The sequence below is a fragment of the Micromonospora humidisoli genome, from assembly GCF_016900955.1.
In the GTDB taxonomy this organism is placed as follows: Bacteria; Actinomycetota; Actinomycetes; order Mycobacteriales; family Micromonosporaceae; genus Micromonospora; species Micromonospora wenchangensis.
Map to the genome: position 1 here is coordinate 1 of NZ_JAFEUO010000009.1, position 16,682 is coordinate 16,682.

The window sequence follows — 16,682 nt, forward strand, 5'->3', positions numbered from 1 at the left end:
CCAGCCTCGGTTGGTGGGGAATGTGGTGATGGCGTCGGTGGTGGTGGTGATGAGGTGCCAGAGTTCGTCGGGGGTGTTGGCGTTGCCGGGGTAGTGGCAGCCCATGCCGATGATGGCGATGGGTTCGTCGGTGGTGTGGGTGGTGGTGCGGGTGACGGCGGTGGTGGTGTTGGTGGTGTTGGTGAGGCGGTCGAGCAGGTAGCGGGTCAACGCCCCCACCGACGGATGGTCGAACACGACGGTGGCGGGTAGCCGCAGCTGCGTGGCTTCGCCGAGCTGGTTGCGCAGCTCGACGCTGCCCAACGAGTCCAGCCCCAGATCCTTGAACGGACGGTCCGGGTCGATCCTGCTCCCGTCGGGGTGCCCCAGGGCCCTCGCCGTCAGCTGCCGCACCAGTTCCCGTACCCGTGGCTGGCGGTCCTCCTCGGCCAGGGCGGTGATCTCGGCGGCGAGGCCCTGCGCCGCCCCGCCCGCCACCCGGCCCGCCGTCGCCGCCGGCCGTGCGGGTTGCCCGGGCCGGGTCCGGCCCCGCAGGACGGCGGCCACGGTGTCGTCGGCCGAGCCGTGGGCGCGGGTGACGATCCCCGCCGGCACCAGCAGCGCGTGGTCGGTACGCGCCACCGCCGCGTCGAACAGCGCCAGACCGGCCTGCGGCGACAACGGCGTGACCCCGGCCCGGTGCCACCGGCCGACGTCCGCGTCGGTGAGTCGCGCGCCCATCCCGGCCGAGGCGTCCCACAGTCCCCAGGCCAGTGACACCGCCGGTGACCCGGCCGCCCGCCGGTACGCGGCGAGCGCGTCGAGGTACGCGTTGGCCGCCGCGTAGTTCGCCTGCCCCGGCGTGCCCAGCAGACCCGAGACCGAGGAGAACAACACGAGGGTGACGGGTTGCCCGCGGGTCAGCTCGTGCAGGTGCCGGGCGGCGGTCACCTTCGGCCGCAGCACCGTGTCGATCTGCTCCGGGGTGAGGGCCTGCACCGTCGCGTCGGCCAGCACACCCGCCGTGTGCACGATCGTCGTCAGCGGATGGTCGGCCGGAATGTCGTCGCGTACGCGCAGGAGGTGGTCGCGGTCGGTGGCGTCCGCGGCGACGATCCGAACCTCGGCGCCGGCGTCGGTGAGTGCCGCCGACAGCTCGGCGGCACCGGGGCTGTCCGGTCCGCGCCTGCTGCTCAACACCAGCCTGCGCACCCCGTGCGTCGCAACGAGATGACGGGCCAGCAACGCGCCGAGCCCTCCGGTGCCACCGACGATCCACACCGTGCCGTCGGCCCCGGGAAATGGCACGGGTGGGGTCGGCCCGGGGTCGGCGAGCGGCGTCAACCGGGGCACCCGCAGCTGCCCGGCCCGCACCGCGACCTGCGGTTCCCCGGTCGCGAGCGCGACGCCCAGCAGGTCGTCGCCCCGGTCGTCGAGGTCCACCAGGACGAACCGGCCGGGATGCTCGGCCTGGGCGGAGCGCAGCAGACCCCAGACGGGCGCGGCGTCCAGGTCCCCGATGCCCTCACCGGGGCCGGTGGACACGGCGTGCCGGGTGACGACGGCCAGTCGGGTGTCGAGCAGTTCCGGATCGGCCAACCAGTCCTGCACGAGCCGCAGCACCCGGGCCGTGGTCGCGTACGGCTCCCGCGGACCGGGGTCGTCGCCGCCGGGTCGCACCACGGCGAACGGCGTGTTCCGGGCCGGCCCGGGATCGTCGGTGATCTCCACCCACGAGGGGACGTCCCCGGCCGGAGCCGCCACGGCGGGCCACTCCAGGACGTGCAACCGGCCCCCCGGGTCAGCGGCGAGCCGGTCGGCCGGCGCCGCGCGCAGGGTGAGGGCCCGGACGGTGGCCACCGGCCGGCCGGTGACCTCGGCCAGTTCCACCGTGGCCGCGTCGCCGTCGGCGTCGGTGATCCGGACCCGGACGTCCGTCGCCCCGGTCGCGTGCACCTGGACACCGGCCCAGACGAACGGCAGGTTGATCAGGCGACCGGCGTCCCCTGGCGCACGGTCCAGGACCAGGGCGTGCAGGGCGGCGTCGAGCAGGGCCGGGTGCAGGGCGTACCGGGCCGCCTCGTCGCGCAGCTCGGCGGGCAGGCTGATCTCGGCGTACCGGTCCGCGCCGTGCCGCCACCGGGCACGCAGGCCACGGAAGGCCGGGCCGTAGTCGTAGCCGAGGGCGGCCAGTTCCGGGTATGCGTCGTCGCCGGCCTCGGCCACCGCCCCGGCCGGCGGCCAGGCCACCGGCGTCGGCGGGGCCTCCCCGGCGGGGCTCAGCGCACCTGACGCGTGCCGGGTCCAGTCCGTCCCCGCCGGCCCGGTCGTCTCGTCGGCGGCGTAGATCCCGACGTCGCGGGTGCCGTCGGGGCCGGGTGCCGCGACCACGACCTGCACCCGGACGGGACGGTCGAGCCGCAGCGGCACCTCCAGGGTCAGCTCGTCGAGCTGCGGTACGCCACACCGCAGCCCGGCGGCGACGGCGAGTTCCACCAGCGCCGCGGCCGGCAGCAGCACCGCGCCGCCGACCACGTGCCCGGCCAGCCAGGGCTGCTCGGCCAGGCTCAACCTGCCGACGAGCACCAGTTCGTCGCGGCCGGCGACGGTCGTCCCGGCCCCGAGCAGCGGGTGACCACCCCGGTCGAGGCCGAGGCCGCGCGGATCCGGCGTCGGGTCGCCGGCCAGCCAGAACCGGGTGCGTTGGAACGCGTACGTGGGGAGTTCGACGGTGCCGGCGTCAGGCGTCAGCGCCGACAGGTCGACCGTCGCGCCGGCCACGTGGGCCTGCCCCAACGCGGCGACGAACGTGCCGGTCTCGGCGAGGTCACGGCGGAGCACCGGCACGACGGCCACCGGCTCGTCGGGGAGGCAGTCGTGCACCAGCGGGGTCAGCGCCGCGTCCGGTCCGACCTCGACGAACAGTCCGGCCCCCGCGTCGCGCAGGGCGCGGGTCGCGTCGGCGAACCGGACCGTGTCGCGGATCTGCCCGACCCAGTAGTCGGCGGCGGCGAGGTCGCCGTCGGTGACGAGCCCGCCGGTGACCGTGGACACGAACGGGATGCGCGGCGGGTGGTAGGTGACCCGCCTGGCGGTGACCCGGAACTCGTCGAGCACCGCGTCCATGTGTGCCGAGTGGAAGGCGTGGCTGACCGCCAACGTCCGGGTCCGGCGGCCCTGCGCCGCCCAGCGCGTGGTGACGTCCGCGACCGCCTCACCGTCACCGGAGATGACCACGGCCCGTGGCCCGTTGACCGCCGCGATGCTCACCGCGTCGCCCCACCCGGCCAGGTCGGGTCGGAGTTCGGCCTCACCGGCCTCGATCGCGGCCATCGCGCCGCCGGTCCGCGCCGCCTGCATCGCCCGTCCCCGGGCGGCGACCAGCCGCGCCGCGTCGTCAAGCGACCACACCCCGGCGACGTGGGCGGCGGCGAGCTCCCCGATGGAGTGTCCGGCGACCAGGTCCGGCACCAGCCCGTGGTGTTCGAGCAGTCGGGTGAGGGCGACCTCGACCGCGAACAGGGCCGGCTGGGTGTACGCGGTGTGGTGCAGCCGGTCGGCGTCCGCCGTGCCGGGCGCGGCGAACACGACGTCCCGCAACGGCCGGTCGAGGTGGGGCGCGAACGCGGCGCACACGGCGTCGAACGCCGCCGCGAAGACCGGCGCGGCGGTGTGCAGCTCGCGTCCCATGCCGAGGCGCTGGGCGCCCTGGCCGGTGAAGACGAACGCGGTCCGGTCCGCCCGCCTGGCGGTCCCGACGAGCACCGACCGGTGTGGCCGTCCCTCGATCAGGGCGTCGAGGCCGGCGAGGAGTTCGGTCCGGCCGGTGCCGAGCACCACGGCCCGCTCCTCGAAGGCCGTGCGCGTAGTGGCCAGTGAGCGGGCGACCGAGGCGGGGTCCACCCCGGGCGTCCCGGCCACCCGGGCACGCAGGCGACGGGCCTGGTCGGTCAGCGCCGCCCGGTCCCGGCCCGAGACCGCCCAGGGCACGGGGAACGGCCCGGGTGCCTGCGGCGGGGGCTCGGGCCACGGCTCGCCCTCCTCGATCACGACATGGGCGTTCGTACCGCTGATGCCGAACGAGGACACCGCCGCCCGGCGGGGACGCCCGGTGCGTGGCCACGGGCGCGCGGTGGTCAGCAGCTCCACCGTGCCGGCCGACCAGTCCACGTGCGGTGTCGGCCGGTCGACGTGCAGGGTACGGGGCAGGGTGCCGTGCCGCATCGCCTGCACCATCTTGATCAGCCCGCCCACCCCGGCCGCCGCCTGGGTGTGGCCGATGTTCGACTTGAGTGACCCCAACAGCACCGGGCCGGTGCCGTCCCGGTCCCGGCCGTAGGTGGCCAGCAGCGCCTCCGCCTCGATCGGGTCGCCGAGCCGGGTGCCGGTGCCGTGTGCCTCGACCGCGTCGATGTCGGCCGGTGCCAGCCGGGCGTCGGCGAGCGCGGCGCGGATGACCCGCTCCTGGGACGGTCCGTGGGGTGCGGTGAGCCCGTTGGAGGGGCCGTCGGAGTTGACCGCCGTGCCCCGGATGACGGCCAGCACCGGGTGACCGTGGCGGCGGGCGTCGGAGAGCCGTTCCACCACCAGCATCCCCACCCCCTCGGCCCACGAGGTCCCGTCCGCGGCGGCGGCGAACGGCTTGCTGCGCCCGTCCGGGGCGAGGCCCCCCTGGCGGGAGAACTCGGCGAACATCCCGGGGCCGGACATGACCGCCGCGCCGCCGGCGAGCGCCATGGACGATTCGCCGGAGCGCAGCGAACGCACCGCCGTGTGCAGGGCGACCAACGACGAGGAGCAGGCGGTGTCGATGGTGAGGGCCGGCCCGAGCAGGCCGAGCTGGTAGGCGATGCGTCCCGACATCAGGCTGCTGGTCGAGCCGGTCAACACGTGACCGGCGACCTCGTCGGCCGCGTGGTGCATCCGGGGTCCGTAGTCCAGGGTGGTGCCGCCGACGAACACCCCGGTCCGGCTGCCCCGCACCGATCGCGGGTCCAGACCGGCCCGTTCCAGGGCCTCCCATGCGGTCTCCAGCAGCAGCCGCTGCTGAGGGTCCATCGCCAGCGCCTCGCGGGGGGAGATGCCGAAGAAGTCGGCGTCGAACAGCGCGGCGTCGTACAGGAATCCGCCCTGGTCGACGGTGCCGGGTGGGGTGCCGTCCGGGTCGGCGGAGAGGTGCTCGGGCCACCCCCGGTCGGTGGGGAATCCCGCGACGGCGTCGGTGCCGTCGGCGACCAGTTGCCAGAGCTCCTCGGGGGAGCTGACCCCGCCGGGGTAGCGGCAGGCCATGCCGATGACGGCGATCGGTTCGACCGGGTCGGTGGGGGCCTGCGGAACGTCGACGGTCGGCTCACCGGCGGGGTCGAGCCGGGTGAGCAGATGGTCGATCAGCTCACCCGGGGTGGGCCGGTCGAAGAGCAGTCCGCTGGGCAGTGCCAGGCCGGTCGCCGCGGACAGGGCGTCGCGCAGCTCGACCGCCATCAGCGAGTCGAAGCCGAGGTCCCGGAAGGTCTGCTCCAGGGCGAGGTGACGTCCGGCGTCGGCCCCCAGGACCGCGTTGACGTGGGTCTGGAGCAGCTCGGTCAGCGCCGCCGGGTCGGCTGGCGGCACGCGCCCGACGGTCGACGCCGCGAGCGCCGGTGCCGGTGCGGTCGGCTGCCGGGCGGCGGTGGCCGGTGCGGCGTCGGCCGGCGCGGGGGAGTCGCCGTCGCGCAGCCAGTGCCGTTCCCGTTGGAACGGGTAGGTCGGCAGGGCGATCCGCCGCGCGTCGTGCCGGCCGTGCACGGCGGCCCAGTCCACCTCGGCCGCGCCGGTGACGAACACCCGGGCCACGGCGTCGAGCAGGGTCCGCGTCTCGTCCCGGCCGGCGCGCAGCGCGGCGACCGCGGTGGAGCCCGCCCGGTCGACCACGGCGGCGTCGACCAGGGCCGCGCAGACCGCGTCGGGACCCAGTTCGAGGTACGTCGTGACGCCGTCGGCCTCCACCGCACGTACCGCGTCGAGGAAACGGACCGGACGTCGCACCTGGTCGACCCAGTACCCCGGGTCGGTCGCCTCCGCCGCGTCCAGCGGCCGACCCAGCACCGTGGAGACCACGGGTATCCGTGGTGGCCGTAGCTCCAGGGTGGCGACGACCGCCCGGAAGTCCGCGAGCATCGGTTGCATCAGCGGCGAGTGGAAGGCGTGGGAGACGGTGAGGCGACGACTACGACGCCCCAGGCCGGCCAGTTCGGCGCTGACCGCGTCCACGGCCTGCGCGGTGCCGGAGACCACGACGGCCTCGGGACCGTTCACCGCCGCTATCCCGGCGACGTCCCGGTACGGTTCGAGCAGGGCCGCGACCTCCTGCTCACCGGCCTGGACGGCGACCATCGCGCCCCCGGCGGGTAGCGCCTGCATCAACCTGCCCCGTGCGGCGACCAGGGTCGTGGCGTCGGCCACCGACAGCACGCCCGCCACGTGCGCCGCCGCCAGCTCGCCGATGGAGTGGCCGACGAGCCGGGCCGGCCGGACCCCCCAGGACTCGACGAGCCGGTACAGCGCCACCTCCACCGCGAACAGGGCGGGCTGGGTGAAGCCGGTCTCGTCGAGATCCTCGCCCGAGGCGATCACCTCGGCGAGCGGACGGTCCAGGTGCCGGTCCAGGTGTGCGCAGACCTCGTCGAACGCCGCCGCGTAACGCGGGAAGCGGGCGTACAGCTGCCGGCCCATGCCGGCCCGCTGGCTGCCCTGACCGGTGAACACGATGCCGAGCGCACCGGGTCGGGCCGTCGCCGTCACCAGACCGGACGCCGGTCGGCCGGCGGCCAGCGCGGCCAGCCGCTCCCGGAGTTCCCCGCTGTCGTCGCCGAGCACGACGGCCCGGTGGGCGAACCGGGCCCGGCCGGTGGCCAGCGTCCAGCCGACGTCCACGATGTCCGGGTCGTCGGCCGCGACGGCCGAGCCCAACCGGTCGGCCTGGGCGCTCAGCGCCGCCCGGTTGCGGGCGCTGAGCACCCAGGCGACCGGTGCGGGGGCCGGGTCGCCGTCGGGTCGGGCGACGTCCGGGGCCGGCGGGGCCGCCGCGACGACGACGTGGCAGTTCGTGCCGCCCATGCCGAAGGAGCTGACCCCGGCGATCAGCCGGCGCTGCGGGTGCGGCCACGGGGTCAGCTCCCGTTGCACCTCGATACCGAGTTCGTGGAACGGGATCGCGGGGTTGGGCCTGGTGAAGTTGCGGTGCGGCGGAAGCTCGCGGTGTACCAGGCTGAGCAGCACCTTGAGTAGACCCACGATCCCGGCGGCGGCCTCGAGGTGCCCGACGTTCGTCTTCGCCGACCCGATGCGCAGGGTCTGCGCCGCCGGCCGGCCCCGCCCCAGCGCGTCGCCGAGTGCGGTGGCCTCGATCGGGTCGCCGAGCGGGGTGCCCGTGCCGTGCGCCTCGACGTACTGCACTTCGCCGGGCTCGACACCGGCCCGGCGGTACGCCTCCCGCAACACCTCGGCCTGGGCGTCGGCGTCGGGCACGGTGAGGGAGGGGGCGGCTCCGCCGTGGTTGACGGCGCTGCCGCGGATCACCCCGTAGATCCGGTCGCCGTCGGCCTCGGCGCGGTCCAGCGGTTTGAGGACGACCACCGCGCCGCCCTCGCCGGGCACGAAGCCGTTGGCCCGCGCGTCGAAGGCGTAACTCTCCCCGTCGGGGGACAGCGCGCCGAACCGCTCCTGTACGACGGCCTGCTCGGCCAGCAGGTCCAGGGTCACGCCGGCGGCGATGGCCATGCCGGACTCCCCGCTGCGCAGGCTCTCGCAGGCCAGGTGCACGGCGACGAGTGACGAGGCCTGCGCGGCGTCGACCGTCACGCTCGGCCCGTGCAGGTCCAGGAAGTACGAGACGCGGTTGGCGATCACCCCGCGGTTCAGGCCGGCCATCGTGTGGGCGGTGACGGCCCCGGTCCCCTGCCGGTACAGCAGGTTGGCGTAGTCGTCGCGTAGCGCGCCCACGAAAACGGCCGTGTCGCTGCCCCGCAACGTCTCCGGCGCCGTCGCCGCGTCCTCCAACGCCTCCCAGGCGAGTTCGAGCACGAGCCGTTGCTGCGGGTCCATCGCCGCGGCCTCGCGTGGCGAGACCGCGAAGAACTCGGCGTCGAAGTCCCCGACCTGGTCGAGCCGACCACGGCGGCGTCCGTCGGTCCCCGTGCTCAGCCCACTCGCACCGGCGCGGAGCAGCGCCCAGAAAGCACCGGGGTCGGCGGCGGCCGGTAGCCGGCAGGACATTCCGATAACAGCGATAGACGTCAAAGCGCTTTTCCTTACCGGAGGAGGCGTTGGCTGGGCGCGGTGGCGTGATCTTCTCAACGTCATCCTGCGGTCGGTTGCTCAATGGCTGGTCATTGGCGGGTAACCATTGATGCCCGTTGACCCGATTTCTGCGTAATGACGGACGGTGGGCGCGCGATGAATTCGCGTCGCTAATTTCACTCGTAAGCCGTTTGCCGAGGACGCCGGGAGGCCTCAGATGACCACCGCCATCGACCACGAAAGTCTCGTCAGGAGTGCCGAGGAACACGGGAACCGCTACATCGAGGCGTTCAACAGCGGCGACCTGGCCGTGATCGACGCGATGTACACCGAGGACGCCATCTCGGTCTGGGAGCCCGGGAACCCCCTCAGCGGCGACGCCCGCCGGGAGGCGCTCGCGGAGTTCATCGCGCAGCGGCCGAGGATGACCGCCACCCTGCGTGAGTCGCACGTCACCGGGACCGCCGCGTTGCTCGTCGTCGACTGGGCGATCGACGTGCCCCTGGAGGACGGCGGCACCGAGCACCTGGAGGGCGTCGGCCTCGACGTGCTCCGGATGGGCCCCGACGGGAACTGGCGTTTCGCCGTCGACAACCCGTTCGGCACGGACGCCTGACCGTCCGGTCCGGACCCACCCGCCGCCGCACCGCACCCGCCCGGGTGCCGACCGGTCGGTTCATCAACCGGTCATCGAACGGTCATCGCACCCCGCCCCCGCGGCGATTGCCGTGCGATGACCGCCCCTCGTCACACTTCATCACTGTGTCCGCGGTGATCCGCAGGAAGCCAGGGAGACCCCATGACAGGCAGCGAGACCGAGTCGACGGCCGTGCGTGACGCGGTTCGTACGATCGTTCCGCGACTGCGCGACAACGGCACTCAGGCCGAGGAACAGCGCTGGATACCCGACGAGAACATCGCCCTGCTGGAGAAGGCAGGGGTGTTCCGGGTCGGTGTGCCCAAGCGGTTCGGCGGGATCGAGGCGTCACTCGCCGAGCAGTTCGCGATCGTCACCGAGATCTCCCGGGGCTGCGCCTCCACCGGATGGGTGGCGGCGGCCTGGATGGAGGGGGCCTGGGTCGCCTCCCTCTACCCGGACGAGGTGCAGGCGGACATCTACGCCTCCGGTGCGGTCCGCATCTCCGGCGGCCTCGCCCCCACCGCGATGTTCACCGAGGTCGAGGACGGGTTCCTGCTCAACGGCAGCTGGGGTTTCAACACCGGCTGCCGGGGCGCCGACTGGAACTTCGTGGCCGGGGTCCGTGAGCTGCCCGACGGTGAGATGGAGCCGCTGTACGCCCTCGTGCCGATGGACAAGTTCGAGATCGCCGACGACTGGCACGTCTCGGCCGCCGCCGGCACCGGCAGCTTCACCACCTCGGCCACCGACGTGCACGTGCCCCGCCAGTACGTCGCCAGCGCCGAGGAACTCGTCACCGGCACCACCGGGGGCCGCTCGAACGTGGGCGCGACGGGTCGCAACTACGGGCTGATCACCTATGTGGCGGCGCTGTCGATCGCCGTCTACGTCGGTGCCGCCCAGGGCGCGTACGACACGTTCGTGGAGCGCCTGCCGGGCAAGCCGATCGCCTACACCAACTGGACCGACGCGCGTGAACACCCGCTCGTCCAGCTCAAGGTCGCCGCGGCGGCGAACGCGATCACGGCGGCGCAGGCGTTGGCCGCCGGGTTCGTCAAGCGCCTGCAGCAGCGCGCCGACGCCGGTGAGCATCCGTCGGTCGAGGACAGCGTCACCGTGCGCGGCCAGGGGGGTTTCGCGTTGCGGTTGCTCAAGGACGCCGTCGAGGACCTGCACGACGTCAGCAGCGCCTCGTCGCTGGTGCGCAGTCTGCCGTTCCAGCGCTTCTACCGGGACCTGGAGGGCCTGTCCCGGCACGGGATGATGACCCCGAACACGAATCTGGAACTGCACGGCCGACTGTTGCTCGGCCTCGATCCGGACACCCTGTTCCTCTAGGACGGCCCGCCGCCGCGTCGGGCCGGTCACCCATCCGCCGGCCGAGCCGGCATCCGAGCCCCCCGCTGTCCAGCGGGGAGATCAATCCGACACACCGCAACCCGCCCGACGCCGCCCGGTGTCAGGCGGGTTGCGGTGGCCCGACCTTTCCGGGGGGAAAGTGCACGCGTCAGTGCAAGGAACACGCTCGACCGGCTCCGGTAACAGCCGTCGTACCTTCCTGAAGGGCGCCGGAGCGGCCCTTCTCGGTGCGGCGACCGGCCTGCCCGTCGCCGCGCGGGCAACCGCCGGCTCGCCCCGCACCGTCACCGATGCCATCATCATCGGAGCCGGGTTCGCGGGCATCACCGCCGCCCGCGATCTCAAGGAAGCCGGCCTCAGCTCGGTCATCCTGGAGGCCCGTGGGCGTATCGGCGGTCGTACCTGGAGCTCCACGTTCGCCGGGGCACCCATCGAGCTCGGCGGCGAGGCCATCGACCCGAAGCAGCCGCACGTCTGGGCGGAGGCCGCCCGGTACGGGATCGGCACCACCTCGGACGGCTCGATCGACAGCTTCGTGATGCCCCAGGGCAACGGTTTCGTCATCCTGCCGCCCGCCCAGGCGTCGGCCCAGCTCTCGGCCCTGTTCACCCCGTTCTTCAACGGGGCCGCCAGCCTGTTCCCGAACGCCTTCAACCCGTTCGCCGGTGCCGGCACCGCGCTGACCACCGCCGACCAGTGGTCCATGCGGACCCGGCTCAACCAGCTCGGCTACTCCCCGGCGGACGAGGCGTGGATCAACGGGACCACCGCCGGCCTCTCCGGTGGGTCCAGCAGCCGGGGCGCCTACACCATGCTGGCCCAGTCCTGGGTGCTGGCGGGCAACTCCTACCAGGGCTACGTCAGCATCAACACCTACGGTCTGCAGGGTGGCACCATCGCCCTGCTCAACGCCATGCTGGCGGACTCCCAGGCGACCCTGAAGCTCAACAGCCCGGTGCTGGCGGTGATCCGCAACGGTTCCACCGTCTCGGTGTTCACCAGCACCGGCCAGGAGTACGTCGCGCCGCGCGTCATCGTCGCCGTGCCGGTGAACCTCTGGAAGACCATCGCGTTCGCGCCGCTGCTGCCCTCGGCGTACCTGTCGGTGTCCCTGGCGGGCATCGGCGTGCCGAAGAGCAAGAAGATCTTCATGCGGATCAGTGGTGGCGCGGCGGGTTCCTTCATCGCGCACCCGCCCGAGGGATTCCCCATCTCCACCACCGTGCCGCACACCGAACTGCCCGACGGCACCCGGATCGTCTTCTGCTTCAGCACCGACTCGTCGGTGAGCGGCACCAGCGTCAGCCAGATGCAGTCCCTGATGCAGCAGTTGTCCCCGGGTGTGCAGGTGCTCGCCACCACCGCGCAGAACTGGGGGACCGACCCGTACTCCCTCGGTGGGTGGTCCTGCCGGCAGCCCGGCCAGCTGACCGGCCCCTACCAGAGCATCCAGCAGCCGCAGGGCCGGATCGCCTTCGCCGGCAGCGACATCGCCAACGGCTGGAGCGGCTACATCGACGGTGCCGTCGAGTCGGGCAAGCGGGCGGCACAGCAGGCGCTCGCGATGTGATCCGCAACGCGGGACGGGTGCGCGTCGAACCGACGGGCACCCGTCCCGGGTGACCTTCCGGCCGGCATCGACACCGTCGATGCCGGCCGCCGTCTCTCCGCGAAGCAGCACCCCGTCGCGGACCCACGAAGGAGCAGCAACCGTGGACCAGTTGACCTCGACCCTCAGCCCGGCCGTCAGCGCGTTCGTCAGCCGGCCCCGGCACCTGTTCATCGGCAACCGGTTCGTGCCCGCCGCCGACGGCGCGGTCCTGGCCACGGTGGACCCGTCCACCGGCCGGCACCTGGTCGACGTGGCCCACGCCGGTGCGGTCGACGTCGACCGCGCGGTCACGGCCGCCCGGGACGCGCTCGACGGCGAGTGGGGGAGCCTCCCCGCCGCCGCGCGGGGTCTGCTGCTCGCCCGCCTGGCGGACCTCGTCGAGGCGCACGCCGGGGAGTTCGCGGAACTCGAGGCGCTCAACTCGGGCAAGCCGGTGACCGCCAACGAGTACGTCGACGTGCCGGCCGCGATCGAACACTTCCGCTACTACAGCGGTTGGCCCAGCAAGCTCGAAGGGGGCACGATCCCGGTGATCGCCCCCGACACCCTGTGCTACACGCGGTTGGAGCCGGTGGGGGTCTGTGCCCAGATCATCCCGTGGAACTTCCCACTGATGATGGCGGCCTGGAAGTTGGCGCCGGCGCTCGCGGCAGGGTGTTCCGTGGTCCTGAAACCCGCCGAGCAGACGCCCCTGACAGCGCTGCGGCTGGCCGAACTGGTGGTCGAGGCCGGTTTCCCGGCCGGCGTGGTCAACGTCCTGCCCGGTGACGGGCGGACCGGCGCGGCGCTGGTGGCCCACCCGGGGGTGGCGAAGGTGGCGTTCACCGGATCGACCGAGGTGGGCCGGGAGATCGCCGCCCGGGCCGGTGCCGACCTCAAGCGGGTCACCCTGGAACTCGGGGGCAAGAGTCCCAACATCATCCTCGACGACGCCGACGTGCCCGCCGCCGTGGCCGGCTCGTACGAGGGGATCTTCTTCAACAGCGGACAGAGCTGTGTGGCAGGTTCCCGGCTGTACGTGCACCGCAGCTGCCACGACCAGGTGCTCGACGGCCTCGTCGCGGCGACCCGGCAGGCCGCGGTGGGTCCGGCCCTGGAGCGGGGGACCCAGCTCGGCCCGCTCGTCTCGGCCGAGCAGTACCGCCGGGTCCGCGGCTACCTCGTGGACGGTCTCGCGGCCGGTGCCACGATGGTGGCCGGTGAGGTGCCCCCGGCCGAGCCGGCCGACGGCTACTACGTCCGACCGGTGATCTTCACCGACGTGACGCCTGACATGCGGATCAGCCGGGAGGAGATCTTCGGACCGGTGCTGGTGGTGACGCCTTTCGACGACATCGACGAGGTCGTCGCACTGGCCAACGACACCCCGTACGGGCTGGCGGCGGGGGTCTGGACCCGCAGCCTCGGCCGGGCGCACCGGCTCGCGGAGCGGATCAGGGCCGGCATGTTCTACGTCAACACGTGGGCGGCGGGGGATCCGGCCGCTCCCTGGGGCGGCGTCAAGGCCTCCGGCATCGGCCGGGAGATGGGCCGGGCGAACCTCGACGCGTACCTTGAGGTGAAGACGGTCTGGGCCGGTTACGGCCAGCTCTGACGCACGTCGGCCCCGGACCGCTGCCACACCGTTGTGCGGCGGTCCGGGGCCGACGTGCCGCTCAGGCGACCGGCACGGGATCGAGCAGGACCGGCAGTTCCTGGTGCCCGTTGGACACGAACGAGGTCAACCGGGGGATCTCGTCCGCCGGCCGGGCCAGGCGTAGCCCGGCGAACCGCTCGAACAGTGCCGGCAGGGCGATGCGCGCCTCCAGCCGGGCCAGTGGCGCGCCCAGGCAGTAGTGCACCCCGTGGCCGAATCCGATGTGGTCACCCCGGGTCGCCCGGGTGATGTCGAAGACGTCGGCGTCCTCGCCGTGCACCTTCGGGTCCCGACCCGAGCCGGCGAACGAGATCATGATGGCGTCGCCCTTGGTGAACTTCACCCCGCCCAGCTCGAAGTCCTCGACGGCGTACCGCATCGGCAGGTTGGCGAAGGGCGCTTCCGAGCGCAGGGTCTCCTCGATGACGTCGTCCCAGCTCGCCGCGCCGGACCGGACGAGCTCACGCTGCTCCGGGTGGCTGAGCAGGGCGAAGATCGCCTGGTCCAGGAGGTTGGCGGTCGTCTCGTGGCCGGCGGTGAAGGTCAGCAGGATGGTGTCGACCAGTTCCCGCTCGGTCAGACCCGGGCCGTCCCGGTCGTCCCGGGCGGCGATCAGCCCACTGATCAGATCCTCGCCGGGGCTCTGCCGCCGCTGCTCCACCAACCGGGCGAGCACGGTGTAGACGCGCTCTTCCAGCAGGGGCGCCTCCTCGGGTGAGATCGCCCCGGTCAGCCACCTGCCGATCATGTCCAGCAACTCGTCCCGGATGGCGTCGGGGACGCCCAACAGTTCGGAGATCACCCAGGTGGGCAGGGCGTAGGCGTACTCGGCCCGCAGGTCGACCGGCCCGTCCTTGCCCTGCGCGGCGATCGAGTCCAGCAGGGTGGCGACGATCTGCTCGATCCGGGGACGTAGCGCGTTCGTCCGGCGGGCGGTGAACGCCTTGGCCACCAGCCGGCGCAGTCGGCTGTGCTCGGCGCCGTACGCGGTGATCATGTTTCGGTCGGCGACCCACATCGCCAGCGGCCAGGTCCGGGCCAACTCGCCCTCGCCGTTCTCCCAGGCCGGCCAGTGCTGGTAGGTGTCCCGGGAGACGCGGGGGTCGGTCAGCAGCGCTTTGATGAGCGCCGTGTCGGTGACCGCCCAGACGACGACACCGCCGGGCAGTTCCACCTGGGTCGCCGGCCCCCGGCGGCGCAGAGTGGCGGCCTCGCCGTGCAGGTCGGTGCCGGTCGGGTCGATCGTGTAAGGGCATCGTTCGTCGGACATCGCAATCCTCCCGAGATGGATCGATGGATGGTGACCGGGCGGATCGACCCTATGGAGCAGGGTGTAATCCCCAGTTCATCGATCGCTCTCCGTGGGTGCACTGGTGCGCCGATGACCGGTGGGAGAACGCGCCGGGCCCGGGCCGTCCGTCGGAGGCGTCCCGGGCCCGGCGCGTCAGAAACGACCGTGCGGTAGCTGGATCAGGGCTTCTTGATGACCTCGATCAGGCTGGCCAGCGCCTCGTCGCCGTGTCCGCTGTCGGCCCGCTCCTGGAGCATGTCCCGGATCGGGATCATCACGTCCGGCCGGAGTCCCTGGCCCTTGCTGGCCTCCACCATCTTGGCCAGACCGACCGCGTTCAGCCCCACCGTGGAGATGGTGGTCGCGTACTGGCCCGCGTCGACCTGCTGGGCGGCCCCCTTGATGCTGGGCAGCACCACGTGGGTGATCCAGGACTCGGCGAACGGCGTCAGCGCCGCCGCCGGGATGCCCTCGCTGGCGAGCATCGCGAAGCCGTGCAGCGCGCCGGCGAGCGACGACCACAGGATGCCGAGCAGCGAGAGGTCGTACAGGCCGGCGACCCCCGGGTCCTCGCTCAGGAAGATGCTGTTGCCGCCGAGGACCTTCAGGGTCGACTCGTAGGTGTCGAAGACCTCCTTCGAGCCGCCGTAGAACAGCAGGGTCTGGGGGAGCCCGACGGCCGGCGGCACCGTCATGATGTAACCGTCGAGGTACTTCGCGCCGAGGGACTGGGCCCACTGCGCGGCGCCCCGGGCGTCCTCCGGCACGCCGGAGGTCAGGTTGACGATGACCTTGCCGTTGAGCGACTCCTTCACCGGCTCAAGGATCTCGTGCAGGGTCTGGTAGTCGACCACGCAGGCCACCAGGACGTCGCTCGCGGCGACCGCGTCGGCGATCGTGTCCGCACGGCTCGCGCCCTGCTCAACAAGTGCGTCCGCCTTGTTGGCGGAGCGGTTCCACACCGTCGTGCGGTGGCCGGCCCTGAGATATGCGCCCGCCAGTGCCGCCCCCATCATTCCGAGGCCGATCACCGAGACGGGTACGCGGTTTTCTTCGGACACCAGTGCCACTCTCCTCTGTGTTCCTGAAAAGGCAAAAAGACTGTCGGTGCTGGCCACGCAGAAAGCGCCCGCCATCGCCGATGCCACTTTTGGAGCCTAGACGCCGGCATGTGGGCACTCAAGTACTTACTGCAAAGTATGTGACCGGTTGTCGGTCGTCGCCGCCGTCGAAGTGCTGCCGATGCTGTGGAACGCACCGCCGAAGAACAGCAGACCAGCCCCGTCGTGGCCGATTTCCGCGCCGATCACCGAACCGACGAAGATGGTGTGGTCGCCGGAATCGTGGGCCTCGAACAAACGGCATTCCAGCCAGGCCAGGGCACCCGAAATGAGGGGTGCGCCGGAGGCCGGTCCCGGCCGGTGCGGCAGTTTCTCGAACTGGGCCGCCCCCAGGGGCCGGCGACGGTCGGCGAAGTGACGGGCCAGGTGCTCCTGGTCTGCGCCGAGCACCGAGACCGCGAAGTGCTCCGCGGCGGAGATGGCCTTGTGCATGACCGCGCTGTGCGCCACGCAGCACAGGATCTGCGGTGGGTCCAGTGAGACCGAGGCGACGGCGTTGGCCGTCATGGCGTGCAGGTTGTCGCCTCCGACGGTGACAACCGTCACCCCCGTGGCGAAGCGGGCCATCACCTCTCGCAACGAGCGGTGCATGGACGTCCTCCCGTCTGCGCGGTCGGCCGGACGGCGTGCCGGTCCGGTGCGGATCGAACAACGCACCTGTCGGCTCACGTTAACCAGCCGGGCGCACGTCGGGTTCATCGAATGGTAATTCCGGTGGCCGGTCGGCGTGTGGTCGTAGGTTACCGGCGCGTTACCGCCTATTGAGG

8 protein-coding genes are annotated in these 16,682 nt (G+C 72.7%); 4 read left to right on the plus strand and 4 right to left on the minus strand.

The window, feature by feature from the left end:
• Window positions 1-8,232: SDR family NAD(P)-dependent oxidoreductase (locus JQN84_RS27510; protein ID WP_204961472.1), on the minus strand; the 8,232-nt coding region annotated here is incomplete at its 3' end.
• Between the two features lie 241 nt (window positions 8,233-8,473).
• Between JQN84_RS27510 and JQN84_RS27515 the strand changes: the two genes are divergently transcribed.
• The 4 genes from JQN84_RS27515 (at window position 8,474) to JQN84_RS27530 (ending at window position 13,461) form a co-directional block, all read left to right on the plus strand.
• On the plus strand, window positions 8,474-8,872 hold the full coding sequence (locus JQN84_RS27515; RefSeq protein WP_204961473.1) for a YybH family protein: 399 nt from the start codon (window positions 8,474-8,476) through the stop codon (window positions 8,870-8,872).
• A gap of 183 nt (window positions 8,873-9,055) precedes the next feature.
• Entirely contained in the window at window positions 9,056-10,234 is a 1,179-nt protein-coding gene (locus JQN84_RS27520) for an acyl-CoA dehydrogenase family protein (RefSeq protein WP_204961474.1), read from the plus strand.
• A 172-nt stretch (window positions 10,235-10,406) separates the two neighbouring features.
• Window positions 10,407-11,825, plus strand: coding sequence for a flavin monoamine oxidase family protein (locus tag JQN84_RS27525; protein WP_204961475.1), 1,419 nt, complete (start codon window positions 10,407-10,409; stop codon window positions 11,823-11,825).
• Window positions 11,826-11,967: 142 nt separating this feature from the next.
• Window positions 11,968-13,461 carry an aldehyde dehydrogenase family protein gene (locus JQN84_RS27530; RefSeq protein ID WP_281896271.1) on the plus strand — a complete coding sequence of 498 codons (1,494 nt, stop codon included), beginning with the start codon at window positions 11,968-11,970 and terminating at the stop codon, window positions 13,459-13,461.
• 61 nt (window positions 13,462-13,522) lie between these two features.
• On the opposite strand, the gene JQN84_RS27535 is transcribed toward JQN84_RS27530, so the two are convergent.
• From JQN84_RS27535 to JQN84_RS27545, 3 genes are all read right to left on the minus strand, one after another.
• Window positions 13,523-14,773, minus strand: a complete 1,251-nt coding sequence (locus JQN84_RS27535) for a cytochrome P450 family protein (RefSeq protein WP_204961477.1) — start codon at window positions 14,771-14,773, stop codon at window positions 13,523-13,525.
• Window positions 14,774-14,973: 200 nt separating this feature from the next.
• Window positions 14,974-15,855 carry an NAD(P)-dependent oxidoreductase gene (locus JQN84_RS27540; RefSeq protein ID WP_204961478.1) on the minus strand — a complete coding sequence of 294 codons (882 nt, stop codon included), beginning with the start codon at window positions 15,853-15,855 and terminating at the stop codon, window positions 14,974-14,976.
• 126 nt (window positions 15,856-15,981) lie between these two features.
• Window positions 15,982-16,482: a flavin reductase family protein gene (locus JQN84_RS27545; protein WP_239486322.1), complete on the minus strand. Its 501-nt coding sequence runs from the start codon at window positions 16,480-16,482 to the stop codon at window positions 15,982-15,984.
• Between the last annotated feature and the right edge of the window lie 200 nt (window positions 16,483-16,682).

What these genes read in the sequence shown, in the direction of transcription:
- JQN84_RS27535 (WP_204961477.1), bottom strand. Translation starts at nt 14,773, where the DNA reads ATGTCCGACGAACGATGCCCTTACACGATCGACCCGACCGGCACCGAC.
- JQN84_RS27520 (WP_204961474.1), top strand. Translation starts at nt 9,056, where the DNA reads ATGACAGGCAGCGAGACCGAGTCGACGGCCGTGCGTGACGCGGTTCGT.
- JQN84_RS27545 (WP_239486322.1), bottom strand. Translation starts at nt 16,482, where the DNA reads ATGGCCCGCTTCGCCACGGGGGTGACGGTTGTCACCGTCGGAGGCGAC.
- JQN84_RS27515 (WP_204961473.1), top strand. Translation starts at nt 8,474, where the DNA reads ATGACCACCGCCATCGACCACGAAAGTCTCGTCAGGAGTGCCGAGGAA.